Annotated in this window: 22 protein-coding genes; 7 read left to right on the top strand and 15 right to left on the bottom strand. The window is 55.8% G+C overall.

The window, feature by feature from the left end; translation table 11 throughout:
• Position 1: 1 nt before the first annotated feature.
• Genes plsX through yceD form a run of 3 tightly spaced genes read right to left on the bottom strand, consistent with a single transcriptional unit; the run spans position 2 to position 1,769 of the window.
• Entirely contained in the window at positions 2-1,036 is a 1,035-nt protein-coding gene (plsX, locus tag C7M51_RS04520) for a phosphate acyltransferase PlsX (RefSeq protein ID WP_160620691.1), read from the bottom strand.
• 26 nt (positions 1,037-1,062) lie between these two features.
• On the bottom strand, positions 1,063-1,233 hold the full coding sequence (gene rpmF, locus C7M51_RS04515) for a 50S ribosomal protein L32 (RefSeq protein WP_038626789.1): 171 nt from the start codon (positions 1,231-1,233) through the stop codon (positions 1,063-1,065).
• Between the two features lie 14 nt (positions 1,234-1,247).
• Positions 1,248-1,769: a 23S rRNA accumulation protein YceD gene (gene yceD / locus C7M51_RS04510; protein ID WP_160620690.1), complete on the bottom strand. Its 522-nt coding sequence runs from the start codon at positions 1,767-1,769 to the stop codon at positions 1,248-1,250.
• Positions 1,770-1,911: 142 nt separating this feature from the next.
• On the opposite strand from yceD, the gene C7M51_RS04505 reads away from it, so the two are divergent.
• Positions 1,912-2,505, top strand: a complete 594-nt coding sequence (locus C7M51_RS04505; protein WP_167522361.1) for a Maf family protein — start codon at positions 1,912-1,914, stop codon at positions 2,503-2,505.
• 52 nt (positions 2,506-2,557) lie between these two features.
• Here C7M51_RS04505 and rluC read toward each other — a convergent pair whose 3' ends face one another.
• Positions 2,558-3,511, bottom strand: coding sequence for a 23S rRNA pseudouridine(955/2504/2580) synthase RluC (gene rluC / locus C7M51_RS04500; RefSeq protein ID WP_160620689.1), 954 nt, complete (start codon positions 3,509-3,511; stop codon positions 2,558-2,560).
• Between the two features lie 572 nt (positions 3,512-4,083).
• On the opposite strand from rluC, the gene rne reads away from it, so the two are divergent.
• From rne to C7M51_RS04475, 5 genes are all read left to right on the top strand, one after another.
• Entirely contained in the window at positions 4,084-7,503 is a 3,420-nt protein-coding gene (gene rne, locus C7M51_RS04495; protein WP_160620688.1) for a ribonuclease E, read from the top strand.
• Positions 7,504-8,084: 581 nt separating this feature from the next.
• A complete protein-coding gene (locus tag C7M51_RS04490) occupies positions 8,085-12,134 on the top strand; it encodes an RHS repeat-associated core domain-containing protein (protein ID WP_160620687.1) in 4,050 nt (1,349 codons plus the stop codon).
• Positions 12,134-12,460, top strand: a complete 327-nt coding sequence (locus tag C7M51_RS04485; RefSeq protein ID WP_160620686.1) for an Imm58 family immunity protein — start codon at positions 12,134-12,136, stop codon at positions 12,458-12,460. The genes C7M51_RS04490 and C7M51_RS04485 overlap by 1 nt, the downstream gene beginning before the upstream one ends.
• A 175-nt stretch (positions 12,461-12,635) precedes the next feature.
• Positions 12,636-12,959: a type IV secretion protein Rhs gene (locus C7M51_RS04480; RefSeq protein ID WP_160620685.1), complete on the top strand. Its 324-nt coding sequence runs from the start codon at positions 12,636-12,638 to the stop codon at positions 12,957-12,959.
• A 332-nt stretch (positions 12,960-13,291) separates the two neighbouring features.
• Positions 13,292-13,867, top strand: coding sequence for an Imm57 family immunity protein (locus tag C7M51_RS04475; RefSeq protein ID WP_160620684.1), 576 nt, complete (start codon positions 13,292-13,294; stop codon positions 13,865-13,867).
• A 336-nt stretch (positions 13,868-14,203) separates the two neighbouring features.
• Here the strand turns inward: C7M51_RS04475 and flgL are convergent, their stop codons facing one another.
• The 11 genes from flgL to flgB all read right to left on the bottom strand — a co-directional run bounded on the left by flgL (position 14,204) and on the right by flgB (position 24,145).
• Entirely contained in the window at positions 14,204-15,169 is a 966-nt protein-coding gene (gene flgL, locus C7M51_RS04470; protein WP_160620683.1) for a flagellar hook-associated protein FlgL, read from the bottom strand.
• Positions 15,170-15,194: 25 nt separating this feature from the next.
• Positions 15,195-16,832, bottom strand: coding sequence for a flagellar hook-associated protein FlgK (gene flgK, locus C7M51_RS04465; RefSeq protein ID WP_160620682.1), 1,638 nt, complete (start codon positions 16,830-16,832; stop codon positions 15,195-15,197).
• Positions 16,833-16,957: 125 nt separating this feature from the next.
• The gene (gene flgJ, locus C7M51_RS04460; RefSeq protein WP_160620681.1) at positions 16,958-17,926 is read right to left on the bottom strand and encodes a flagellar assembly peptidoglycan hydrolase FlgJ; all 969 of its coding nucleotides are present in this window, start codon (positions 17,924-17,926) and stop codon (positions 16,958-16,960) included.
• On the bottom strand, positions 17,926-19,035 hold the full coding sequence (locus C7M51_RS04455) for a flagellar basal body P-ring protein FlgI (RefSeq protein ID WP_160620680.1): 1,110 nt from the start codon (positions 19,033-19,035) through the stop codon (positions 17,926-17,928). The genes flgJ and C7M51_RS04455 overlap by 1 nt, the downstream gene beginning before the upstream one ends.
• Before the next feature lie 9 nt (positions 19,036-19,044).
• Positions 19,045-19,749, bottom strand: a complete 705-nt coding sequence (gene flgH, locus C7M51_RS04450) for a flagellar basal body L-ring protein FlgH (RefSeq protein ID WP_160620679.1) — start codon at positions 19,747-19,749, stop codon at positions 19,045-19,047.
• Positions 19,750-19,826: 77 nt separating this feature from the next.
• Complete coding sequence (flgG, locus tag C7M51_RS04445) at positions 19,827-20,609, bottom strand: flagellar basal-body rod protein FlgG (RefSeq protein ID WP_160620678.1); 783 nt, start codon at positions 20,607-20,609, stop codon at positions 19,827-19,829.
• Positions 20,610-20,626: 17 nt separating this feature from the next.
• The gene (locus C7M51_RS04440) at positions 20,627-21,385 is read right to left on the bottom strand and encodes a flagellar basal body rod protein FlgF (RefSeq protein WP_160620677.1); all 759 of its coding nucleotides are present in this window, start codon (positions 21,383-21,385) and stop codon (positions 20,627-20,629) included.
• A 21-nt stretch (positions 21,386-21,406) separates the two neighbouring features.
• On the bottom strand, positions 21,407-22,606 hold the full coding sequence (flgE, locus tag C7M51_RS04435; RefSeq protein WP_160620676.1) for a flagellar hook protein FlgE: 1,200 nt from the start codon (positions 22,604-22,606) through the stop codon (positions 21,407-21,409).
• A gap of 30 nt (positions 22,607-22,636) precedes the next feature.
• Positions 22,637-23,311, bottom strand: a complete 675-nt coding sequence (gene flgD / locus C7M51_RS04430; protein WP_160620675.1) for a flagellar hook assembly protein FlgD — start codon at positions 23,309-23,311, stop codon at positions 22,637-22,639.
• 12 nt (positions 23,312-23,323) lie between these two features.
• Positions 23,324-23,728, bottom strand: coding sequence for a flagellar basal body rod protein FlgC (flgC, locus tag C7M51_RS04425; RefSeq protein WP_141174465.1), 405 nt, complete (start codon positions 23,726-23,728; stop codon positions 23,324-23,326).
• 3 nt (positions 23,729-23,731) lie between these two features.
• Positions 23,732-24,145, bottom strand: a complete 414-nt coding sequence (flgB, locus tag C7M51_RS04420; RefSeq protein ID WP_160620674.1) for a flagellar basal body rod protein FlgB — start codon at positions 24,143-24,145, stop codon at positions 23,732-23,734.
• Between the two features lie 153 nt (positions 24,146-24,298).
• Here flgB and flgA point away from each other — a divergent pair, with 153 nt between their 5' ends.
• Positions 24,299-24,958, top strand: coding sequence for a flagellar basal body P-ring formation chaperone FlgA (gene flgA / locus C7M51_RS04415; RefSeq protein ID WP_160623563.1), 660 nt, complete (start codon positions 24,299-24,301; stop codon positions 24,956-24,958).
• The last annotated feature ends 66 nt before the right edge of the window (positions 24,959-25,024 follow it).

Below are 25,024 nucleotides of genomic sequence, written 5' to 3'. Positions count from 1 at the left end.
CTCAATCACTCCTGGCTAATACAGCCTCTAGGCGCGCAGCAATCCGCTCCGGGACTTGCCGCCGCACCGCCTGCTCTGCCTGTTCAATCGCTGCGGCAAAAGCGCGCTGGTTTGCCGCGCCGTGACTTTTAATCACCGTACCGCGCAATCCTAACAGGCAGGCGCCATTGTACTGGTCGGGATTGAGATGGCCGAAGCGTTTTGCCAGGCGCCGCTTAATCCAGCGCCCCAGCAGCTTCATCCACCACGCCCGCTTTTTCCCCTCGCCTGAAGATTTCAGTAGCGAAAGGAACATCCTTACCACGCCTTCCAGGGTCTTCAGCGTGACGTTGCCCACGAAACCGTCGCAAACCAGTACATCAGCCTTGCCGGTCAACAGATCGTTGCCCTCAAGGTAGCCGATATAATTAATTTGCGGTGATGCCCTGAGCTGCTCCGCTGCTTCGCGGATTGAGTGCAGCCCTTTGGTCTCTTCGTGACCAATATTCAGCAGCGCCACGCGCGGTTGCTCAATAGCCAATACTTCTTCGGCCATCACTGCCCCCATAATGGCAAACTGCACCAGCATGGCGCTGTCAGACTCTACGTTGGCACCTAAATCAAGCACCACCGTATTACCGCGCTGCTGATGCGGCAGCACGGTCATTAACGCCGGGCGTTCAATGCCGTCCAGCGGTTTTAACAATAGTTTTGCCAGCCCCATCAACGCACCGGTATTTCCGGCACTGACGCAGGCCTGGGCCTTGCCTTCTTTCACCATCTCCAGCGCGATACGCATAGAGCTACCGCGGCTGTGGCGGATAGCCTGAGAAGGTTTAGCATCACTGGCGATAACCGATTCGGCAGGGATAACCTGCAGACGTCCCTTTACAGCGGAATCAGCTTTAGCGAGTAATGGCGTGATGGCGGCGGGATCGCCGATCAGAAGAAGCTGAAGTTGCGAATGTAAGGCCAGTGCCTGCAAAGCTGCAGGCACTGTCACGCAGGGACCGAAATCCCCGCCCATAGCATCAATGGCCAGGGTCAAACGTGTCAAAGTAGCGCCTTGCGTTACCGCAAGAATTACTTAACGATGACCTTGCGACCGCGGTAGTAGCCATCCGCAGTGATGTGGTGACGCAGATGCGTTTCGCCAGAAACTTTATCTACGGACAGAGTGGAAGTGGTCAGCGCATCGTGAGAACGACGCATGCCACGTTTGGAACGGGTTGGTTTATTCTGTTGTACGGCCATGGACCTTACTCCTATTACTTACGCTTTAAACTGGCTAATACGGCGAATGGGTTTGGTTTTTCCGCCTCTTCAGGCAGTTTGCCAAAGACCATGTCCGCGTCGGACACTTCACAGTGTTCAGAATCATGCACCGGAACTACAGGCAGGGCGAGGATAATTTCATCCTCCACCAGCGCCAGCAGATCGATTTCACCGAAATCGTTGACATCGACCGGCTCGTAGGCTTCCGGTAACGCTTCTGCCTGAGCATCATCTGCAACAGGGCTGAAGCAATATGTTACGTGAACCTGATGTGCAAATGGCTTGTTGCAGCGCTGGCAATTCAGCGTGACGCTAACGTCCGTCGTTCCTTTCAAAACGGCTAAACGCTGGTTATCAACGGCAAACGACATAACGCATTGCACATCACTGTCCACACTGACAACAGAATCGGCCACGCGCTCCACCTGTTCAGGTGTGTAGACGCCCTCATAATCAAGGCGTTTTTGAGCGGCACGAACCGGATCAATGGTCAGGGGTAATTTTACCTTTTGCATAGGGCGCGCATATTAACTTTGTAACGACAGAGAGTCAAAGAAAAAGGCCGTTAAACAGCATCTTTCACCTGATATTCGCATCCAGTGCGGCGCACAGTTTAAAATGTCTGCTTCCGATTCGCTATATTTTAACTGAAAAATTATGCCACAGCTTATTTTAGCTTCGACTTCATTATTTCGTCAGGCCCTGCTTAATAAATTAGGCCTGCCTTTTATTACCGCCGCGCCGGAGGTGGATGAAACGCCTTATGCAGGCGAAACGGCGGTGCAGCTGGTTGAGCGGCTGGCGTGCGCTAAGGCACAGGCGCTGGGGGAGCGTTACCCGAACAGCTGGATTATCGGTTCCGATCAGGTCTGCCTACTGGATGGGAAAATAACCGGAAAGCCGCACACGGAAGAAAACGCCCGCGCTCAGTTACGTGCCGCCAGCGGTAAAACGATTACCTTTTATACCGGGCTGGCGCTCTATTCTGCGGCGCAAAATCGCACCTTATCGCTGGTGGAACCTTTTCACGTCGGTTTTCGTTTATTAAGCGAAGCGGAAATTAGCGCCTACGTGGCTTTAGAACAACCGCTACAGTGCGCGGGCAGCTTTAAAAGCGAAGGCCTGGGTATTACGCTCTTTGAACGTCTGGAGGGACGCGATCCTAATACGCTGGTAGGACTGCCGCTGATCGCCCTTTGCGATCTGCTGCGTGAGGTAGGCATCAATCCCTTAACGGCAGCGCAAAGCTAACCCCATAAGCCCCAAAAGCGTGCGCCCCACTTTGGTGAGGCGCTTAGCGGGATTATTTCTGCTGGCGCAGGGTTGTCAGGCAGCGTTTAAGCTCATCATCCAGCGGCGCTTCCAGACGCATTCTGTCGCCGCTGTGCGGATGGGTAAAGCTCAGTGCCGCCGCGTGCAGGAACAGTCGACGCAGCCCGGTACCGGCAAGCTGCTTATCAAACTCGCGGTCGCCGTAGCGATCGTCAAAGGCGATAGGATGCCCCGCATGCAGCGTATGGACACGAATCTGATGCGTCCTTCCGGTTACCGGGCTGGCTTTCACCAGCGTCGCCTGGGTATAGCGCTCTTCCACCTTAAAGCGTGTCTCTGAGGGCTTGCCTTCGCTGCTGACGCGCACCACACGCTCACCGCTCTGAAGAATATTTTTCAGCAGCGGTGCCTGTACCGATTTCAGATGCGACGGCCACTGCCCGCGCACCAGCGCCAGGTAATCCTTTTGCATCCCCTTCTCGCGCAGCTGCTCGTGCAGCGATCGCAGCGCTGAGCGTTTTTTCGCTACCAGCAAAATGCCGGAAGTATCGCGATCGAGACGATGTACCAGTTCAAGGAAACGCGCTTCCGGACGCAGCGCCCGTAACCCTTCTATGACGCCAAAGCTCAATCCGCTGCCGCCGTGCACGGCGGTGCCGGAAGGCTTATTCAGCACCAGGATGTACTCATCCTCATACAGAATGGCGTCTGTCAGGCTGGCGACGCGCTCAAGCTTCGGCGAAATTGCCTCTTCTTCGCGTTCCGCCACGCGCACCGGCGGGATACGCACCTCATCACCGGCTTCCAGCTTGTACTCAGGTTTAATGCGTTTTTTGTTTACCCGCACTTCGCCTTTACGCAAAATGCGATAAATCATACTTTTCGGCACGCCCTTAAGCTGCGTGCGAAGAAAATTATCGATGCGCTGTCCCGCTTCATCGGCGGAGATGGCGACAATTCGTACTGCTGGCGTGTTCATATTCATGGGTGGCGATTCTAATGAGTGGCAGATAATAGCGCCACCTCTTTTTCTGTGCTTAACTGACAGCGTATCGCTAATTTCAGCGCCTGTTTTATACTTTTAAACCGGGTTGGTGAAAAAGCCTGCAAAATGAAGGCGTAAAACAGCAAGAAAGTTTATCAGTAATGAAAAGTCACCTTGCTATAACAAGGTTAGCAATGGAATAATGGCTCGGTTTCCTGGCGGCTCACCACCAGGAAATAATAATTAGCGAATTAAGAAATTTTGCCGGATAGCACATACACGCAGCAATGGCGTAAGACGTATTGTGAGATCAGGCATTTAGCGGGCTGCGGGTTGCAGCTTGGACGATAAGACGGGATTAACTCTCTCTGGTAAATTCAGTGGCGGTTCCCTCATCCGAGCGCTGTTTTTCCTTATAAAAACAGGCTGCCGAGATTTTTGCGCCCCTTGAGCGACCGACAACCGTGAGGTTGACGCTGACGCGATAAGACACGGGGCCGTCGGTTATTCTTCGTCCAGTGTTACTTAGCCCGTAGCTTAGTCACTCATGTAAGAATAACGAGTACGTTACGATGAAGAGAATGTTAATAAACGCAACTCAGCAGGAGGAGTTGCGTGTTGCTCTTGTGGATGGACAACGTCTGTACGATCTGGATATTGAAAGCCCTGGACACGAACAGAAAAAAGCCAACATCTATAAAGGAAAGATCACCCGCATAGAGCCCAGTCTGGAAGCGGCTTTTGTTGATTACGGCGCTGAACGACATGGTTTCCTTCCGTTAAAAGAAATTTCCCGCGAGTATTTTCCCGCCAGCTACAACGCGCATGGTCGTCCCAATATCAAAGATGTCTTGCGTGAAGGCCAGGAAGTCATTGTTCAAATTGATAAAGAAGAGCGCGGTAACAAAGGCGCGGCCCTGACCACCTTTATCAGTCTGGCCGGTAGCTATCTGGTACTGATGCCGAACAACCCACGCGCTGGCGGCATTTCTCGCCGTATCGAAGGCGACGATCGCACCGAACTGAAAGAGGCGCTTTCCTCACTTGAGCTGCCGGAAGGGATGGGTTTGATCGTGCGCACCGCGGGCGTTGGTAAATCCGCCGAAGCGTTACAGTGGGATCTCAGCTTTCGCCTGAAGCACTGGGAAGCGATTAAAAAAGCGGCAGAAAACCGCCCTGCGCCCTTCCTGATCCATCAGGAAAGCAATGTGATTGTACGCGCCTTCCGCGACTATTTGCGCCCCGATATCGGCGAAATTCTGATTGATAATCCCAAAGTACTGGAGCTGGCCCGTCAGCATATTGCAGCGCTGGGCCGCCCTGACTTTAGCAGCAAAATTAAGCTCTACACCGGCGAAATTCCGCTGTTCAGCCACTATCAAATTGAATCGCAAATCGAATCCGCCTTCCAGCGCGAAGTGCGTCTGCCGTCCGGCGGTTCTATCGTTATTGACTCCACCGAGGCCCTGACCGCTATCGATATCAACTCGGCACGCGCTACGCGCGGCGGCGATATCGAAGAGACAGCGTTCAATACCAATCTCGAAGCAGCCGATGAGATTGCACGCCAGCTACGCCTGCGCGATCTTGGCGGCCTGATTGTTATCGACTTTATCGATATGACGCCGGTACGCCACCAGCGCGCGGTAGAAAACCGCCTGCGCGAGGCGGTGCGTCAGGATCGTGCCCGTATTCAGATTAGCCATATTTCGCGCTTCGGCCTGCTGGAGATGTCGCGTCAGCGCCTCAGCCCGTCGCTGGGCGAATCCAGCCATCACGTCTGCCCGCGCTGTAGCGGCACCGGTACCGTCCGTGATAACGAATCGCTGTCGCTCTCTATTCTGCGCCTGATTGAAGAAGAAGCGCTGAAAGAGAACACTAAAGAAGTTCACGCTATCGTGCCGGTACCGATTGCTTCCTACCTGCTTAACGAAAAACGTGACGCCGTCAGCGCCATCGAAAAACGTCAGGGCGGCGTAAAAGCGATTATCGTACCGAACGATCAGATGGAAACGCCGCATTACTCCGTACTGCGCGTGCGTAGCGGCGAAGAAACCCAGACGCTGAGCTATCATCTGCCGAAACTGCACGAAGCGGAAATGGCGCTGCCATCAGAAGATGAGCATGCCGAACGCCGTCGTCCTGAACAGCCAGCCCTGGCCGCTTTTGTGATGCCGGATACGCCGCCTGCGCCACAGGAAAGCCCTGCCGCCATTGAACCAAAAGCACCAGCGCAACCTGCCGCAGCGAAAGCGGCATCACCTGCTGCTACCGGCGGTTTTATGGGACGTCTGCTTGGCGGCCTGAAAAAACTGTTTGCCGGAGATTCTGCCGCGCCTGCTACTGCGGAAAAACCGCAGGAGGCGAAGCAGAACGCCGACGACGCCTCTACGCAGCAGCGTGAGCGTCGCAACGCTAACGGTAACCGTCGCGGCAATAATAATCGTCGTGACCGTAACCGCGATCGCAACGCCGAAGCTGCGCCGCAGCAACAGGCTCGCGAAACGCGTGAAGAGCCGCGTCGTAATAAGCGCCAGCAGCCGAACGCCGAAGTCCGTGACGATCGTCAGAACGGTCTGACCGACGAAGCGCGCGCCCAGCGTGAAGAACAGCAGCAGCAACGCCGCGAACAGCGCGCCGAGCGCCAGCGTCGTCGTCAGGAAGAGCGTCGCCAGCAGCAGGAAGCCGCAAAAGCTGCAGCTCAGCAGGAACAGGCGCAGCTGGCTACCGCATCAGCAGAAAGCGAAGAGAACGTAGCGGAAGATCGCGTACAGGTGATGCCGCGCCGTAAACCACGTCATCTGGCGCAGAAAGTACGTATCGAAAGCGCAGAAACCGCGTCAACGGAAGAAAACGCGCTTGCCGTGGCAGAACCTGCCGCTGAGAAAACGCAAGCCGCAGCCGCACCGGTTGAAGCACAGCAGCCACAGCCGACTGAGGTACAGGCGCAGGCCGAAGAGCAGGATGATCAGGAAAACCGCGATAACGGCACTATGCCGCGCCGTTCACGCCGTTCTCCGCGTCATCTGCGTGTTAGCGGTCAGCGCCGTCGTCGCTATCGTGACGAGCGTTACCCGTCTCAGTCACCGATGCCGCTCGCTTCAGGTGCCGCGTCGCCGGAAATGGCTTCCGGTAAAGTCTGGGTGCGCTATCCGGTTGCTCAGGCAAACAACGTAAACAATGACGTGCTGAAAGAGACGCAGGAACAGAGCCGCGAAGAAAACACGGCTATCACTCTGCCCATCGCCGCCAGCGAAACCGTTGCCGATCGTCACTCCGCCGAGCCGGTAGTTCAGCAGGCTGAGCCGCAGCAGATCAATGCACCGGTTACGCCAGTGGATACGCATGACACTTCCGCCATTGAGGTGCCGGTCGATGAACAGCCTTCAGTCATTCCTGCCGCTGCGGAAGCACGTGCAGAGCATGTTGCTGCTCAGGCTGTCCCGGCTAACGCAATCGACGATGGCGTTGTAACCCAGCCAGAACCTGCTGCCGCACCGCAGATCGTTGAACCACAGCCTGTAGCTGAAGCTGAGACGCACATTGCTGCATCGGAGGCGCAACAGGCCACGGATGTTGCCGCCCAAAGCGCCGCTGATGTTAGCGCAGAAACCGCTGCCCAGGTTGAGCAGGTACTGAACGCACCAGCGATCGAACCGGAAGCAACGCTGCCGGTCAGCGAACCGCATGCGCCGGTTGCCGCGCGTGACGAAGCGCCTGCCGCAGCTGAGGTTGAAAAACCGCAGCCTGCGCCTGTAGCAGAAGCACCAGGCGAGCAACCCGTTACTTCACAGGACGAGGCGAGCGCTTCGGTGATGTCTGGTAAGCACCACGCCAGCGCACCGATGACCAAAGCTCCTGCTCCGGCATGGCAGCCTGAAACGCCGCGTCACAGTGACTGGGTGCGCCCGCCTTTCCACTTTGAAGGTAAAGGCGCAGCTGGTGGACACAGCGCCACCCATCAGGCGACGGCTCCGGCTACCCGTCCCTGAGCGGTTTGCTAAGCCATATTAACCCCGGCTTCGGCTGGGGTTTTTTTATATCCTCTTGTAACATCAGCGACAGTTTATTTCGGGTCTTTTAATGTTTTATTTCTGTAGCTGGAAAAAATAGCGTTATAACGCAGATAACAGACATATCTGTAAAAGCAATTTCCACACAGTCAATAAACCCCTCCTAAACCCAACGGGAAAACAATGCGTTATCTGTATGATTTATTTATCGAATTTCAGAGAATATATTTAAAATCAATAATTAGTTATTTATTAAAAATAAAATACCAGTGAAAATTTATTATTAATAAACGCAAATAATCTTTTCCAGTTCTTATTAAACACTACCTTGATAATTGACTTACCCACCTGTTAATCGTATGAAAATTCCGCATAATCGTCACTCTACCTAATCAATCATGGGTGAAAGAGGAAAATTATATGCGGACGGATCGCCATCGGTTATCCCATACCAGATCTGTTGTCCTGGGAGCTATCCAGGTACGAAGCGCTTTTACCCCCTTCAGTTTTGAAGGCGAGTGAAAAGCGATAAAACGGAACAATAAACCAGGGAGGGTAGCATGAGCGGAAAACCGGCGGCCAGACAGGGGGATGCCACCACATCCGGCGGGCCGATAGTTCAGGGCGCGGCCACGGTGCTGATTGGGTCACTGGGCGGCGTCGCCTGCTCGGTCTGCCCCGGCGGCATGGCGGTTGGCAGCCCGGTCAACCCGTCGCTGGGGGCCAAGGTGCTTACCGCCGAGACCGATATCGCCCTGCCCGCGCCGCTGCCTTTCGTGCTGACGCGCAGCTACAGCAGCTATCAGACCGGCACGCCCGCCCCGGTCGGGCTGTTCGGGCCGGGCTGGCAGATGCCTGCGGAAGTGCACCTGCAGTGCCGCGAGGATGCGCTCATCCTTAACGACAACGGCGGGCGCAGCATTCACTTTGAGCCGCTGCGGCCGGGAGAAATCACCTTCAGCCGCAGCGAGCACCTCTGGCTGGCGCGCGGCGGCGCGGCGAACCTGCTGAAGGGGCATGCGCTGGAGGAGACCTGGCAGGCGCTGCCCGCTGAGCTGCGGCTCAACCGCCACCTTTATTTTGTCACTAATGAGGCGACCGGCCCGTGGTGGGTGCTGGGCTACACGGAGCCTTACGTTCCGGACGAGACGGATATCCTGCCGCAGCCGCTGCCACCGTACCGCACCCTCCAGGGAATTGCTGACCGCTTCGGCAACATCCTGCGCTACCACCGCGCGCCCGACGGCCCGTATAAAAACGCCGTTACGGCGGTCACCGACGGCAGCGGACGCACGTTCCGCCTGGAGCTGGTCACGCTGCCGGACGTGGCGACAGAAAACGGCGGCTGGGGGGCGGACGGCGGCGTGCGCCTGCGGGCGGTGTACCTGACGCATGACCCGGTCCACGGCCCGCGCGAGGCGGCGCTGGCGCGCTATGACTACAACGAGTGCGGGGAGCTGGCCGTGGTATATGACCGCAGCGGGTATCCGGTGCGCCACTTTCGCTATCATCCGCGCCTGGCCGGACGGATGGTGGCCCACCGCTTTGCGGGCAGGCCGGAGAGCCGCTATCAGTATGACGCGCGGGGGCGGGTGACCGTCCAGACCAACCCGGAGGGGCTGAGTTACCGCTTTGAGTATCACCCGGACCGCACCGTGGTCACCGACAGCCTGTCGCGCCGGGAGGTGTATCACTTTACGGGTGAAGGCGGGCTGCGGCGGCTGGTGCAGCACGAGCGCGCCGACGGCACGCGGGTGCGGCATGAATATGACGACAGCGGGCGGCTGACGGCAGACATCGACCCGCTGGGGCGCAAAACCGAATACCAGCTGCACCCCGGCGACGGGCGGCTGCTCGGTATCACCACGCACGACGGGCGTAAAACCCGTCTGGATTATAACCGCCGGGGCCTGGTGACGCAGACCACCGCGCCGGACGGCACCAGGACGGCGCGGACCTACGATGCGCCGGGGCGGCTTACCGCCGTGCGCGACCCGGAGGGGCGCACCGTCCGTTATCATTATCCCGACAACAGCGACCTGCCGGACGTCATTACCGACCCGGCGGGCGGCGAGGTGCACATCACCCGGACGCGCTTCGGCCAGCCGGAGACCGTGACCGACTGCTCCGGCAAACGGACCCGCCGCTATTATGACCGCTACGGACGGCTTATACAGGTGGACCAGGAGGGCGGGCTGCGCACCCGGCTGCGCTATGACGGTCGCGGACGGCTGAGCGAACAGGAAAACGCCGAAGGTGAAATAACCCGCTGGCGCCATAACGAGGCCGGCGACCTGCTGAGCACGGTTTATCCCGACGGCAGCGAAGCGCAGTTTCGCTGCGGCCCGCGCGGCGAGCTCCTTTCCCGTCAGTATGGCGGGCTGACGCGGCGGCTTGAATATGACGCGGCGGGCAGGCTGACGCGGCTGGTCAATGAGAACGGTGCCGCAGCCCTGTTCGGCTATGACCTGATGGACCGCCTGACGGAAGAGACCGGCTTTGACGGGCGCACCCGCTGTTATGACTACGATGCTGCCGGGGTACTGACACGCAGCCACGATGCGGGCCGGGTGACGGCATGGCATTATGATGAGGCCGGCCACCTCAGCCGTCTGGTGCGCGAGGCGGCCGACGGCGTGCAGGAGGAGGAGCGCTGGCGTCACGATATCATGGGACGGCTGACCGAAGTCTCCCACGTCAGCCAGGGGCACCGGGTCAGCGTGCATTACGCCTATAACAAAGCCGGACAGGTGACGGAAGAGCAGCAGCGGGTGATTAACCCGCAGGACGAACGGGTCTGGCAGCACCGGGTCAGCCATGAGTATGACGCGCAGGGGCTGCCCTGCGTCACGCACGCGGAGGGGCTGCCGCCGCTGCGCCGGCAGACCTACGGCAGCGGCCACCTGCTGGGCGTGGCGCTGGGCGAACAGAGCCTGGTGGAGTTCACGCGTGACGACCTGCACCGGGAAACGGAGCGGCGCTTCGGCGCGTACGTGCTGCACAGCCATTACACGCCGGCGGGCCGCCTGCAGGGCGCGTACCTGCACGACGGGCCGGGGCACGCGCTCAGCCGCCGCTACGGCTATGACGCGCGCGGGCAGCTCACCGCGCTGCTGGCCGGCGGCGAACGGTATGACTACGCTTATGACGCTGCCGGGCGGCTGGTGCAGGCCACGGCGCCGCGCTGGCAGCAGCGGTACCGCTTTGACCCGGCGGGCAACCGGCTGTTCCGTGACGGCGCACTGCCCTCTAACCAGCTGAGCGACGACGGAGAATACCGTTACCGCCATGACCGCTTCGGCAGCCTGACGGAGAAGCGCCGCGCGGGTAACGATAATGAGATTCACCAGTACGCCTGGGATGCGGCGCATCGCCTGAGCTGCTACCGGCGCACGCAGGGAGAGCGGACGCTGACGGCGGTCTATCTCTATGACCCGCTGGGGCGGCGGGTGGGTAAGCAGGTGCTGAGCCGGGCGGCGAACGGGAGGCAGGTGCAGACCTTCTGGTACGGCTGGGAGGGCGACCGGCTGACGGTGACGGAGCATAACGGCAGGCGGACGCATACGGTATACCATCCGGGCAGCTTCGTGCCGCTGCTACGCGTGGAGGGGGAAAGGCCGCCGGTCACGCCGTCGCTGGCGCAGAAGCTGGCGCAGGAGGCGGAGGTGACCTTCCCGCCGGCGGTAGTGAGCGCGCTGAATGAGGTTGAGCAGGCGCTGCGGACGAACGCCGCGCTGTCGGCGGAAAGCGAACGCTGGCTGGCGATGACCGGCTTCACGCGCGAGGGGCTGAGCACGTTTCTGGAGCCGGAGCAGTCGTCAGAGCAGCGGATACACCTGTACCACTGCAACCACGCGGGCACGCCGCTGGCGCTGGTGACGCCGGAAGGAAAGGTGGAGTGGCAGGCGGAGTCTGACCCGTGGGGCAACCTGCTGCGGGAAGAGAACCCGCAGGGGCTGTACCAGCCGCTGCGGATGCAGGGCCAGCATGAGGACGAGGAGTCGGGGCTCTGTTACAACCGGCACCGTTATTATGACCCGCAACAGGGCCGCTATATCAGCCAGGACCCGATAGGGCTGGCTGGAGGATTAAACTCGTATACATATCCATTGGATCCGATTTCTGAAGCAGATCCGTTAGGACTGGCTGTGTGTAAAGTATTATTTCCTGATTACCCAATTGAATATTCAGAAGGAAAGACCAGCACGTGGTTGGGGGGGCATGCAGGAATTTTAGGTTACGATGATAAAGGGGTAACTAATTATTATGAATATGGTAGATATGCACCAACAGCTAAAGGGGTTATAGGAGCTAAATTATCAGCGAAAGATGGAAACGTTCGAAAAATAAGCATGCCTAATCTGACTATAGGGAGGGACGGCAAACCTACGCAAGCATCCTGGATAAATCTAACGGAACATCTTTCCCAAGCAGCAGGACATAATACACGCGTAGAACTAACCTGTAGTGATACTGCCGATGAAAAAGCCGCTTATGATTATGTTAAAAGTATAGCTAATGATAAAAAAAGGAAAAAATATAGTTGGGTTCCCTTTGCTTCCAATCACTGCAGAACGTTTTCCGCAAAAACTTTTGAGGCAGCTAAATAATGAAGATAATAACTGTACTTTCAATAACCCTTGTATTGACGTTAATATTGTGTGTATATTTTGCATATTTGGCGATAGATAGCTCAATTACACTTACATATATTAATGCCAGTATGGATTCTGAGGTAAGGGCAAGAGTTATTCTTACTGATCTTATAAAAAATGAGTGGATTGGGAAAAGTCAAAGTGAGATATATGATAAATTGGAAGCTGAAGCTATAAAAAATCCAGAGAAAAATATAGTTTTGAAAAAAACCGAAAAAGTAATTGAATACGATAATTTTAATTTTCATTTTGAAAAAGGAGTGTTAAAAGATATTCAGTAAAACACTATAATTTTATACACAACATCCACGTGGATGGATGAAACAATTTAACAGAACATAACGGCAAGCGGACTCATAAGGGAGTTACTATTCTGCGATTGGCTGCGATGATCGGCTTTATGCGTGGCGGGATGCAGGTGTTTGTGGAGCTGGTGATATCGGACGGAAAGTTGGCGTGGCAAGCGAGAGATACCTCGTGGGACAACCTGCTGCATTTTGTCGTGTATCAAAATCTGGATGGGCCAGTAATAGTGCAACTCGTAACTTAGGTGAGTTAAAAGAGTTCAGAGATTATATCTTAGGTAGAGTTGGGCTGTATGGAGATAAGAGAAAGCGTTCACATGAGGAGATGATTGAGGATAATATTAAAGATCTCAAGGCGAATGAGCATGGATTAACATGCCCTTCAGATACAAACTGTGCCGAACGTTGCGAGAAATACCTTAACCCTACGCATATTAAAACTAAAGAAAGCTTAAAAAATAAAGGCTATATCTAATGAAAATAATTTTTATATTTATATTTATATTTACCAATTTATTAGTTAGTGGATGTGATATCACTGAAAAAAAGCTTTATAAATTTCTCTGATACCCCCGAAAATGACGGGATAAAATCCTGACTGCCAGATTTTTTTCAGAGAAATCCAGTGATATAAAAGTCATAAAAATTTTGGATTTAAATACTTTTAGTGTTTATTTTTTCTCTGCATGAAAAATATGAAAAATAAAATGACTTAATCAAAAAAAACAATATCAATCAAGGGCATTATTTTTATAAAAATAACAAGATAAAATCTTATGGCAGTTATATGTAATAGGGTAGGATAAAATGAAAAATTATTTTATTTTCGCTGTAATTTATACAATAAGCTGCACTCAAATAACAAGGGCGGATGATAAAGCCGATTATTATAAAAAGGCAGTTAATGAATATCATGAAGAACAGATAAAAATGTCAAATAATATTATAATAATGGAATTAGTTTATTCTAAAAGCAAGTCGCTGGAAGAATATCGTCGTAACTGTATGCCGGGTGCCTTTTGTGGTTTAACTGTCATGAGCTTAGCGATAGAGGGATTAGGTGTAAATACAAGCCCGGCAGCTAGTGATGTATTAGTTGATTTAATTGTTACAACGCTAGACGCAGGAGCATCCGAAGATTTGGATTGTGCAATAGTTATTAAAGGCAACAAAATATTACCGCAGCTAGAGGATTTTAATATTGAAAATAGCCTCAGTAACTGTAATGCTAATTTTTCAAAGCTAAAAAAATCAGTGTTAAGAACAATAGACGATGTATCAGTTAATGATATTTGTCAATTAAATAAATCTCGGCATGAAACAATAAAAAACAGAGTTCATGATTTAATTCAATCCATAAAATCAAAAACTGTTTGTGAATAACCTCTTGTTAAATGGTCAAAAGTTGGCAGATGAAAATATTATTAAACTCTTTCATAAATAAATATATAATGCAAAAAAATTATATTTATTATTCTATTAGGTTATTCTGAATGTTTTAACTCTGGATGATATAAAAGAGAAATTTATTAAAACAAGAAGAGTATCGTGCCAGACAGGACCAGCCTCCCCTGGGACAACTTGCTCTGTGATAAGAACCCGATAAATGATTATCCCCTCCCCTGTTTTCACGCAAAAAAAAGCCCGCCAGCGACGATAAGCCATCGGTGGCGGGTAAAACTGAACGAGCCCGGTTAAGCGCGTTCAAAAACAAAAGAATTAACGGTTCATCTGAAACAATGACATCTGTGACATATCGCTGAAGGTCTTATAAGAAGCCTGTAACGCGGATTGCTGCATCACGTAACTGGAGATAGCGCTGGCATAGTCGACATCCACCAGCGAACTCATTTTAGAGGCCTGTAGCGTGCTACGATCTTCGCCCAGGCTATCCAGCTTATCCAGTTCATCCAGCTGAGTACCCAGCTCAGAGCGTACCGCAAGAATGTTGTTTAACGAATTGCTCAGGCCGCGCGTGGTTTTATCCAGCGCATCCTTTGAGGCCGCTTTTGCCGCGTCGTCGCCGTTCTGAATCGGCTGCTTTAATGCATCAATCGCCGTATCCAGCGTAGCGAAAATGTTTTTCTCGCTGACGCCGTTATTCGGCTCTTTTACCGCATTGCTGGTCAGCGACAGAAAAACCTGCTCGCCGGTATGGCTGGTGGTCATCGTGCGGCTGGCATCCACTTTCTGCGTGATAGCATTGGTGCCACCGTTGTAGATCACGCTGCCGTTGGCATCTTCAGTAAAAGGCGCGCTGTCGCTCTTGTAACCAGCGAAAATATAGCGCCCGTTGCCGTCAGTACTGTTCGCCAGGTTCAGCAGCTGAGCGCGTACACCTTCCAGTTGCGTCGCATAGGAGGCGCGGTCATCATCGGAAAGCGAGCCGTTGCCTGCTGCCACAATCAACGACTGCGCGCTCTGTACGGTGGTGGTCACGTTCTGTAAAACGCTCTCCTCCAGCGATACGCTTTGATTGGCGAAAGTACGCGCCAGCTTGTACTGGCTGTTTTCCGCCTGCGCCTGAGAGAGCACCACCGCCTGCGCCGCCGCCAGCGGATCGTCAGATGGGTTAACCACCCGTTTGCCGGTGGAGAGCTGCTCGCCCGCCTTTAACCAGCCCGACTGCGCATTAGTCACGCCGCGCAGCTGCTGGTCATACATCATGCTGGTGCTGAGTCGCATGGTGATTATTCCTTCATCAATTCAGTTAGCCACGAATGCCGATCAGGGCATCAAAAATAGCGGACGCCGTCTGCAAAACCTGGGCGTTTGCCATGTAATACTGCTGGTAACGTTGCAGGTTGATATACTCTTCATCGAGGTTGACGCCGGAAACGGACTGCTGACGCGTAGTCAGCTGTTTCACCACGTTGGTTTGCGTGTCGCTAGTGGTTTTCAGCGTATTGGTTTTATTACCAATATCGCTAACCAAGCTGGCATAAGCCTGTGCCAGCGTCGCGTTGCCGTTAACCAGGTTTTTACTCTGCAAATCGAGCAGGCTCTGGGCGTTGCGGTTATCACTGTCGCCGCCGGGTGCCGAAGCTGCGGCAATCTGCGTTTCATTGGTAATCGCCACGCCCATATTAACGATGGCGTTGCTGACCGGCTTCACCACGAAACTGTCTTTAGCCGCAGGCGTGCCGGAAGGCGTTACCTGTAGGCCATCGAAATTAAGCTTGCCGTTAGCGTCCAGCGTTGCGCTGACGCTGGTATTGTCCGACAGGCGTTTCACATTCCAGTTATTGCCGTCCCAGGTCACTTTATAATCGGTAGCCTGCGCCTTGCTGGCGTCGTCCCAGCTGGCGGTGAGAGTAACGGCGGAGCCGTTTTTGCTGTTGCTGACTACCGAGGGCGTGCCGATGGAGAAGAAATCCACGCCCGCATTGCCTTCACTGTCATAGCCCGCTTTATGCTGGGTATTGAAGCTGTCGGCGAAGTTGAGCGCCAGCTGGTTCAGCTTGTTGCGCGCCGAGTCGAGATCTTCATTGCGGAATTTCAGCAGGCCACCCAGCGATCCGCTGTTAATCAGGCTTTCCGGGATCTCAACGTTGCCGGCGGTTTTATCCACGTAGCCGACGGTAGTACGCGCCGGATCGCTGCTGGAGGCCATCGCTACCAGCTGATTACTGTCAGAACCGTTGACCAGCGCCAGGCCATTGGACATCGATACAATGTAGCTGCCGTCCTGTTTTGAGACGTTAACGCCCACCAGATCGTTTAGCTTGTTAACCAGCGCATCACGCTGATCCATCAGGCTGTTAGGATCGGCACCCGCGCCCGCCGCCTGTAGTTTGCCGATCTGCGTGTTCAGATTAGCGATCTGGCTACTGTAGCTGTTGATCTGCTGTACGGAAGACGCCAGGCTGCTGTTAACGCTGGCATCCATATTACGCAGATATTGATCGGTGACGTTGAACTGGTTAACCAGCCCTGCCGCTTTACCCAGCAGCGTCTGACGCGCGGAAGGATCGTCCGCGTTGCTTACCACGTTCTGCACGGTGGTAAAGAAATCTGACAGCGTGCTGGACAGGCTGTTAGAGGAGCTGGACATCAGATCGTCGATATTAGAGATCTGGTTATACTGCGAGGTAATACCGCTATTCAGCGCGGAGGCGCTGCGCAGCTGGCCGGTAATAAACTCATCATATTCGCGATGGACGCCGCTGATGGTGACGCCATTGCCATAGTAGCTGCCGCCGCGCAGGGTGCTGGGCAGCGATGAGATTTCTGCCGTCTGACGCGAATAGCCCGCCACGTTGTAATTGCTGATGTTATTACTGGTGGTATTCAGCGCGGCCTGCGCGGCGCTCAGTCCGCTCGTTGCGGAGTTAATTAAGCTGGACATGTCGGTTCCTTTTGTCCCGGTCACGCGCCGGGCGGCAGTCAACGAATCAGGTGCCAGAGACGCGGTTTCACGCTCTCTGGCCTGCTGTGGTTATCGGCGTGCTTAAGTGAAACTTGAGTAAAAAATCAGAACAGATCGCCCATATCCTTACCGTAGGCTTTAACAACTTTTTCACCGAGGTTCTTAAACTGCTGAATCATCCCCACCAGCTTTTTGGCATATTTCGGATCGGTCGCGTAGCCCGCCGCCTGTAAGGCATGCGCGCCCTCTTCCGCGCTTTTCGCGCCCTTCACCGCCGCATAGCGTGGATTCTTACTCAGCAGGTTAACGTAGTCGGTGAGCGCATCGAGGTAAGAGTCATAGACGCGGAACGCCGCCTTCACCTTTTTCGCCACGCCGTTTTCATATTCCGTGGTAGTGATTTCGGTAGTTTTACCCTGCCAGCTACCGCTAGCCTTGATGCCAAACAGGTTGTAGCTCGGCTTGCCCTCCTGCGTCAGGATCTGACGCTGCCCCCAGCCCGATTCCAGCGCCGCCTGGGCGAGGATCAGCTGATGCGGTATCCCGCTCTGCGCGCTCGCCTGCTGCGCGGGCTGCATCAGCTGGGCAATAAAATCGCCGCTGTCGCCGCTGAGCGGCGCGCTTTCGGTAGGCTGCGGTAGTTTCGGCACCGCACGCTGCACCAGTTGCAGCATTTGCGTCTGCATCTGTTCCAGCTGCTTCGGCGCCAGCGTATTGATAATCACCGAGCGATCGAGCGGCATCGGCACGCTGCCGGCGCGCTCGTCGGGTGCCTGGGCGGGCATCATCTGTTTTACAATGGTATCCGCCAGCCCCAGCCCTTTATTGCCTATCTCCTGCGCAATTTGCTGGTCATACATCGAAGTAAACATGCGCGACTGTTCGGTGCTTAACAGGCCATCCTGCGGCAGTGCCTGACGCATGCTTTTCAGCATCATCTGCACAAACATGCCCTCAACCTGCTTCGCCACCTGGAGCGCCTTTCCCTGTGGATCGCTGCCCGCCTGACGTTTCAGTTCGTTGAGCGCCTGGCTGTCCCAGGCGGCGCTCGCTACCGATCGCGTATCGTTCATCAGATGATTTCCAGTTTGGCGCGCAGGCAACCGGCGCTCTGCATTGACTGAAGAATGGACATCAGATCCATCGGCGTCGCGCCAAGCGCGTTTAGCGCCCGCACCACGCTGTTCAGGTTAGCGCTGGCATTGACGCGTTGCAGCGCGCCGCCTTCCTGACGCAAATCGATCTGGGTCTGCGGCGTTACCACCGTCTGTCCACCCGCCAGCGGCGTATTCGGCTGGCTAACGTTCTGCTGCTGATTAACCGTGACCGACAGGTTGCCCTGCGCCACCGCACAGGAGCTGAGCGATACCTCACGGTTCATTACCACCGAGCCGGTACGCGAGTTGATAATCACTTTGGCATCCTGCACCGGTACCGAGACATCGATATTCTGAATATCGGCCAGCAAACGTACCTGCGAGCTGTTATTCATCGGCACGCGCACCTGAACGGTACGGGCATCAAGCGGCATCGCCGAGCCGTAGCCGCGCCCGTTAATCGCGTCGCTGATACGCTGCGCCATGCTGAAATCTTCTTCGTTCAGCTGGAGGTTAAGCGTGCCCTGGGTACCGAAATTGCTCTGAATTTCGCGCTCGATGGTCGCGCCGCCGGTAATGCGTCCGCCGTTCAGCTGGTTAACCTGCACGCTGGAGCCGCCTGCTGACGCGCCCGCGCCACCGACTAAAATATTGCCCTGCGCCAGCGCATAGACCTGGTTATCGACGCCCTTCAGCGGCGTCATCAGCAGCGTACCGCCGCGCAGGCTTTTGGCGTTGCCCAGTGAGGAAACCACCACGTCGATCTGCTGTCCCTGGCGACCAAAGGCGGGCAGGTTGGCGGTCACCATCACCGCCGCGACATTTTTCAGCTGCATATTGGTGCCGGTCGGCACGGTAATACCGAGCTGCGACAGCATGTTGTTCAGCGACTGGGTGGTAAAAGGCGTTTGTGCCGTCTGGTCGCCGGTGCCGTCAAGGCCCACCACCAGACCGTAGCCGATCAGCTGGTTATCGCGAACGCCCTGGATCGTGGTGAGATCGCGGATGCGGTCGGCGCTGGCAAAGGCGCTGACGCCTGACAGCAGCAGCGCGAGCGCGATGTGAATAATGCGTGACTGTGACATAAAAGCCTCTTACATCGGTGAGATGTTCAGGAAGAAACGCTGGAGCCAACCCATGTTCTGCGCTTCATTGATATAACCGTTGCCGACATACTCAATGCGGGCATCGGCCACCTGCGTTGACACCACGGTGTTGCTGCCGCTGATGGTGCGCGGGTTGACCACGCCAGAGAAACGAATAAATTCGGTGCCCTGGTTAATCTCGATCTGTTTCTCACCAACCACTTTCAGGTTGCCGTTCGGCAGCACCTGATTGACGGTAACCGTAATGGTGCCGGTAAAGGTGTTATTGGCGGAGGCACCACCTTTGCCAGCGAAATCATTTTTGCCTGAGGCATCCAGCGCGGTTTTATCACCGCCGAGCAGCCCTTCCAGCGCGCGCGGTACGGCATTGAGGCCGATGCTGGCGCTGCCGTCGCGGCTGGCGTTAGCGGAGGAACTCTTGCTGGCGCTGACGTTTTCCTGCAATACGATAGTCAGGGTGTCGCCGATATTACGCGGGCGACGATCCTCAAACAGCGGCTGATAGCCATAGTTCATCGGCATCACCCCCTGAAAAATCGAGCCGTTCACCACTGGCGGCATGGCTGGCATCGGCTGGGCCGTTGTCGGGCCATCGACCAGCGGTTTACGGGGAACTAAGGCGCAACCGTTAAGGGCAATCACCAGCGCGGCGAGTGCCCAATGTCGAGGCTTAAATGCGTATTGCTTCGCCATGACCTGTATACCTTTCATTATTTCACTCTGCGTTGGCGGAGCCTGCGCCCCGCCGGTGCGTCTGCGCGCGTTTACCCTTATACCTGCGTCAGTTTTTGCAGCATCTGATCGGAGGTGGTAATGGCTTTACTGTTGATCTCATAGGCGCGCTGCGTCTGGATCATGCTGACCAGCTCTTCCGCCACGTTAACGTTAGAGGTTTCCACATAGCCCTGATACAGCAGGCCCGCGCCGTTCAGGCCTGGCGTGCTGTCGGTGGGCGCGCCGGAAGCCTGAGTTTCGCGGTAAAGGTTCTCGCCGACGCTCTCCAGACCGGTATCGTTAATAAAAGTGCTCAGCGTTAGCTGACCAACCTGTACCGGCTGCGCCTGACCCTGCTGGGTCACGCTAACCACGCCGTCACGCCCGATAGAGATGCTCAGGGAATTAGCGGGAATGGTGATACCCGGCTGCACCGGAAAACCGGCGTTGGTAACCAGCTGACCGTTCTGGTCTACCTGGAAAGCGCCATCGCGGGTATAGGCCAGGGTGCCATCCGGCATCTGTACCTGAAAGAAGCCCTGACCGTTAATCGCCACATCTTTTGAGTTGTCGGTTTTCGACAGGTTGCCCTGGGTATGCAGGCGCTCGGTCGCCACCGGACGCACGCCGGTACCGATCTGCAAACCGGACGGCAGCGTGGTTTGCTCAGAAGACTGCGCGCCCGGCTGGCGCATGGTTTGATACATCAGATCTTCAAACACCGCGCGCGAACGCTTAAAGCCGTTGGTGCTGACGTTAGCCAGGTTGTTGGCGATAACGTCCATATTGGTTTGCTGGGCGTCAAGACCGGTTTTGGCGATCCATAAGGAGCTGATCATGCTGTTTTCCTCTCGCCTTAGCTGCTCATATTGAGCAGTTGATTGGCGCGTTGTTCGTTTTCATCGACGCTGGAGATCACTTTCATCTGCATCTCGAAGCGGCGGGCGTTGGCGATCATGTCGACCATGGTTTCTACCGGCTTAACGTTGCTGCCTTCCAGCACGCCGGGCATCACCTGCACCGTCGGGTCGTTTTGCAGTACCGTGCCTAAGCGCGCCTGTGCCGCTGGCGTCAGACGGAACATGCCGTCATCGCCGCGCACGACTTCCTGACCGGTCGCCTTCACCAGTTTCAGACGCCCCAGCTGTACCGTGGCGTTGGGCGCATCGCCCGGATTAAGCGCGGTCAGCGTGCCGTCAGAAGCGATGGTGATCTCCGCGCCCTGCGGCACGGCAATCGGTCCACCATCGCCCATTACCGGATTGCCCTGAATGGTCAGTTGTCCGGTGGGGCTGATCTGCATGTTACCGTTGCGGGTATAGGCCTCGCTGCCGTCAGCGGTCTGCACCGCCAGCCAGCCATCCTGCTGCACCGCCACGTCAAGCGGGCGCTGGGTATAATCGAGCGCCCCTGGCGACATATTGGCACCGGGCGTCGAGGCAGCCACCAGCGTGCGCGTCGGCAGCGAAAGCCCTTCTACCGGCACCGCACGCAGCGCGTTAAGCTGCGCCCGAAAACCGGGGGTTGAAGCGTTAGCCAGGTTGTTGGCCGTTACCGCCTGCATATTGAGCGTCTGGCTTGCCGCGCCCATGGCGGTATAAATCGCGTGATCCATAGCGCTATCCCGTCAGCCGAATTAACGCAGGTTAACCAGCGTATTGAGGATCTGATCCTGGGTTTTGATGGTCTGCGCGTTGGACTGATAGTTACGTTGCGCGACGATCATATTGACCAGTTCTTTACTCAGATCGACGTTAGAAGACTCCAGCGCACCGGCGGTCAGGGTGCCAAGGTTGCCGGTTCCGGCAAGGCCCACCAGCGGCTGACCGGACGACGCGGTGGATGACCAGACGTTGTCACCTTCCGATTTCAGCCCTTCCGCATTCGCGAAATTCGCCAGCACGATCTGGCCCAGCACCTGCGATTTCTCGTTGGAGTAGTTACCGACCACCGTGCCATCGTTATTAATCTGATAGCTCACCAGGTCGCCCGGCTTGTAGCCATCCTGCGTCGGGTTACCGAAGGTATTCGCGCCGGTGTTCTGCTGCATGCTGTTGGTGAAATCGAGCGTAAAGGTCTGTGCGTTAGAACCGTTCAGCGCGCCCATAGAGATGGTCTGGCTGGCGGCGCTGGTCATAATGCCGTTTGGGTTAAAGCTCATGGTGAACGGCGTGGTCGCGGTGCCGGTGCTGGAATCAACCGGATGCACGCTCCAGTTATTGTCCGACGTTTTTACGAAGTAGAGATCGATAGTGTGGGCGTTACCCAGCGTATCGAAGGTGGTCATGGAGGACTTGGCGTTATAGCTGGTCGGATCGGTAGCGGCGAAGCTGGCGTCAGATTTGGCGCTGTCCGAAGAGTTCAGGTTCGCAACCAGACTGCCTTTACTGGTCGCGCTGGCGGTCATCTGGGTGGTCGGCACGCTCAGCGCTACCGGGTTAGCACCGGTCTGCACGGTCGGCGGCGAGCCTGCGACCGGGTAGCCGGTCAGCTTCATGCCCTGCATGTTAACGATGTTGCGGTTCTCATCCAGCATAAACTGGCCGTTGCGGCTGTAATAAACCGAACCGTTATCATCCGCCATGCGGAAAAAGCCCTGCTGGCTGATCGCCACATCCAGGCCACGGCTGGTGGTGGTGGTGGTGCCGTCGTTAAAGTCCTGGATCACGCCAGCCACTTTTACGCCCATGCCCACTTTCGAACCGGCGAACATATCGGCAAAGGAGACGGTACTCGATTTAAAACCTGCCGTCGCCGAGTTGGAGATGTTGTTGCCGATAACGTCGAGGTTACTGGAGGCCGCGTTTAAGCCGCTGACCGCTTGTGAAAAGCCCATGTGTCACTCCTGAATAAATTGGTGTCGTTTTTAGAGAATCTGACGAATTTTATCGAGCGTGGTGTTGCCCATCGTCCCAAGGTCAAGAATTGCCCCGCTGGAATCGGTGGTAACACCGTTCACTAAGGCGTAGTTCAGTGGCTGCGCCACCAGCTGTTCTGTTCCGTCGCTGGCGGCGATCGAGACGTTATATTTGCCATCCGGCGCGGTGGTGCCGTCGCTCAGGGTGCCATCCCATGAGAAGCTGTGGACACCTGCGGTCAGGCCGCCCAGATCGAGCGTGCGCACAACCTTGCCGCTGCCGTCGGTAATGGTGGCGGTGGTGCTGGTGGAGGCGCGCGTCAGATCGACGCCGAACGGCGTGGCCTGCCCCTTACCTGCCAGAATCTGCGTGCCCGGCACCATCACGCCGTGACCGATCAGGGTAGACGCCTGCATCGACTGATTGCTGTTGATCTGACCGGAGATCGAGCCCAGCGTGGTGTTCAGCTTCTCAATACCGCTCACGGTATTGATCTGCGCCAGCTGCGTGGTCAGCTCGTTGTTTTCCATCGGATTAGTGGGATCCTGGTTTTTCAACTGCGTGACCAGCAGGGTCAAAAAGTTACTTTGCAGATCGGATGCGCTACTGCTGGCTGACGCGCCCGTACTGTTGGTTAATACGCTGGGATTGATCTTTTCATTAACGCCAACGGCTATGCCCATGGTTGTTCTCCGTTATTGACCCATGGTCAGGGTTTTCATCATCATTGACTTGACGGTGTTCAGCACCTCGACGTTCGCCTGATAGCTGCGCGATGCCGCCATGCTGTTGACCGTCTCGCTGACCACGTCGACGTTGGGCATCCTGACGTAGCCTTTGGCGTCCGCCAGCGGGTTGCCGGGATCGAATACCAGCTTCGCCGGGCTTTGATCCTCCACCACCTGCGCCACGCGCACGCCGCCGGTCGCCTGGCCGGGTGCGGCATCCACCTGGAACACCACCTGTTTCGCCACATAGGGCTGACCGTCTGGCCCGGTTACGCTGTCGGCGTTCGCCAGGTTACTGGCGGCTACGTTTAATCGCTGAGACTGTGCAGTCATCGCCGAACCGGCGATATCAAAAATGTTAAGCAGTGCCATCGGTTATTGCCCCTGAAGCACGGTCATCATGCCTTTTATCTGGCTGCTGATGAGTGTGAGGTCGGTTTGATATTTCAGGCTGTTATCCGCGAACTGCGTACGCTCGCGATCCATATCCACCGTGTTGCCATCCATCGACGGCTGATCGGGAATGCGGTAAAGCAGATCCAGCGATGGTGGCGTGGCGGTCTGCGCCGGAATATGGCGTGCCGACGTCACCGCAAGCCCCAGGCCGGAACCCTGCGCGCGTCCCTTCTCCAGCGCGCGGTTAAGCTCGCTGGCGAAATCGATATCCCGCGCCTGATAGCCCGGCGTATCGGCGTTAGCGATGTTGGATGCCAGGATCTCCTGACGTTGGGCCCGCAGATTCAGCGCCTCGGTGCCGAACTGCAACGCCGCATCCAGTTTGTCGAGCATGCTTCCTCCGGAAGTGAAAATTTTGAGCTGTCAGCTTAATCGGGCGCGTGCAAAGCTATCGCCGGAATAGCGCTAAAAAGCAGCGCTATTTTTTGCCTTGAATATGAGAATGCGCGGGTAGAATCTGTGGCAGATAAAAGGCGGGGGAAAATGATGCGGACAATAAAAGGATGGCTGGCGGCGACGCTGCTTCTGCTGGCGCTGCCGGTGTGGGCAGAGGATCTCAGCGCGCAGCTCAACCGGTTTTTTAAAGCCCGCGATCCGCTGCATGCCGCCGGCATTACTGTGGTGGTACGCACACCGCAGGCGCAGTGGCCCGCCTGTGCCACGCCGCAGTTCAGTCTGCCGGGCAACAGCCGCCTCTGGGGATTGATGAGCATCGCGGCAAACTGCGATCGTGAGCGGCGCTATTTACAGGTGGAAGTACAGGTCAGCGGCGATTACGTGGTGGTGAACCGTCCAATCGCACGCGGCAGCGCGTTGAGCGCCGCCGATGTCAGTCTCAGGCAGGGACGACTGGATACCCTGCCCGCCCGCACCGTGCTCGATGCGCAACAGATTGTCGATGCGGTTAGCGTGCGCGATTTGGTGCCGGACCAGCCGCTGACGCTGTCGATGGTGCGTCAGCCGTGGCGGGTAAAGGCGGGCCAGCAGGTCATGGTTATCGCACAGGGCGACGGTTTTAACGCCAGCGGTGAGGGGCGGGCATTAAATAACGCCACGGCAACGCAGCGGGTCAGAGTGAGAATGGGTAATGGTCAAATTGTCAGCGGCAACGTAGATGCGGATGGGAATATTCTGATATCACTATAAAGCGCTAAAGATAGATGTTGTTCTGCCGATAGTGGGATCAACAGACATTGTACTCTTTGCCCATCA

Origin of the sequence: Mixta intestinalis (assembly GCF_009914055.1) — a bacterium.
In the GTDB taxonomy this organism is placed as follows: domain Bacteria; phylum Pseudomonadota; class Gammaproteobacteria; order Enterobacterales; family Enterobacteriaceae; genus Mixta; species Mixta intestinalis.
The sequence above is the reverse complement of the archived record's forward strand: the minus strand, read 5'-3'. Positions and strand labels throughout refer to the sequence as shown.

Coding starts and splice junctions, on each gene's coding strand:
- rpmF (WP_038626789.1), bottom strand. CDS start 1,233: ATGGCCGTACAACAGAATAAACCAACCCGTTCCAAACGTGGCATGCGT.
- yceD (WP_160620690.1), bottom strand. CDS start 1,769: ATGCAAAAGGTAAAATTACCCCTGACCATTGATCCGGTTCGTGCCGCT.
- C7M51_RS04505 (WP_167522361.1), top strand. CDS start 1,912: ATGCCACAGCTTATTTTAGCTTCGACTTCATTATTTCGTCAGGCCCTG.
- rluC (WP_160620689.1), bottom strand. CDS start 3,511: ATGAATATGAACACGCCAGCAGTACGAATTGTCGCCATCTCCGCCGAT.
- rne (WP_160620688.1), top strand. CDS start 4,084: ATGAAGAGAATGTTAATAAACGCAACTCAGCAGGAGGAGTTGCGTGTT.
- C7M51_RS04490 (WP_160620687.1), top strand. CDS start 8,085: ATGAGCGGAAAACCGGCGGCCAGACAGGGGGATGCCACCACATCCGGC.
- C7M51_RS04485 (WP_160620686.1), top strand. CDS start 12,134: ATGAAGATAATAACTGTACTTTCAATAACCCTTGTATTGACGTTAATA.
- C7M51_RS04475 (WP_160620684.1), top strand. CDS start 13,292: ATGAAAAATTATTTTATTTTCGCTGTAATTTATACAATAAGCTGCACT.
- flgL (WP_160620683.1), bottom strand. CDS start 15,169: ATGCGACTCAGCACCAGCATGATGTATGACCAGCAGCTGCGCGGCGTG.
- flgK (WP_160620682.1), bottom strand. CDS start 16,832: ATGTCCAGCTTAATTAACTCCGCAACGAGCGGACTGAGCGCCGCGCAG.
- flgJ (WP_160620681.1), bottom strand. CDS start 17,926: ATGAACGATACGCGATCGGTAGCGAGCGCCGCCTGGGACAGCCAGGCG.
- C7M51_RS04455 (WP_160620680.1), bottom strand. CDS start 19,035: ATGTCACAGTCACGCATTATTCACATCGCGCTCGCGCTGCTGCTGTCA.
- flgH (WP_160620679.1), bottom strand. CDS start 19,749: ATGGCGAAGCAATACGCATTTAAGCCTCGACATTGGGCACTCGCCGCG.
- flgG (WP_160620678.1), bottom strand. CDS start 20,609: ATGATCAGCTCCTTATGGATCGCCAAAACCGGTCTTGACGCCCAGCAA.
- C7M51_RS04440 (WP_160620677.1), bottom strand. CDS start 21,385: ATGGATCACGCGATTTATACCGCCATGGGCGCGGCAAGCCAGACGCTC.
- flgE (WP_160620676.1), bottom strand. CDS start 22,606: ATGGGCTTTTCACAAGCGGTCAGCGGCTTAAACGCGGCCTCCAGTAAC.
- flgD (WP_160620675.1), bottom strand. CDS start 23,311: ATGGGCATAGCCGTTGGCGTTAATGAAAAGATCAATCCCAGCGTATTA.
- flgC (WP_141174465.1), bottom strand. CDS start 23,728: ATGGCACTGCTTAACATTTTTGATATCGCCGGTTCGGCGATGACTGCA.
- flgB (WP_160620674.1), bottom strand. CDS start 24,145: ATGCTCGACAAACTGGATGCGGCGTTGCAGTTCGGCACCGAGGCGCTG.
- flgA (WP_160623563.1), top strand. CDS start 24,299: ATGCGGACAATAAAAGGATGGCTGGCGGCGACGCTGCTTCTGCTGGCG.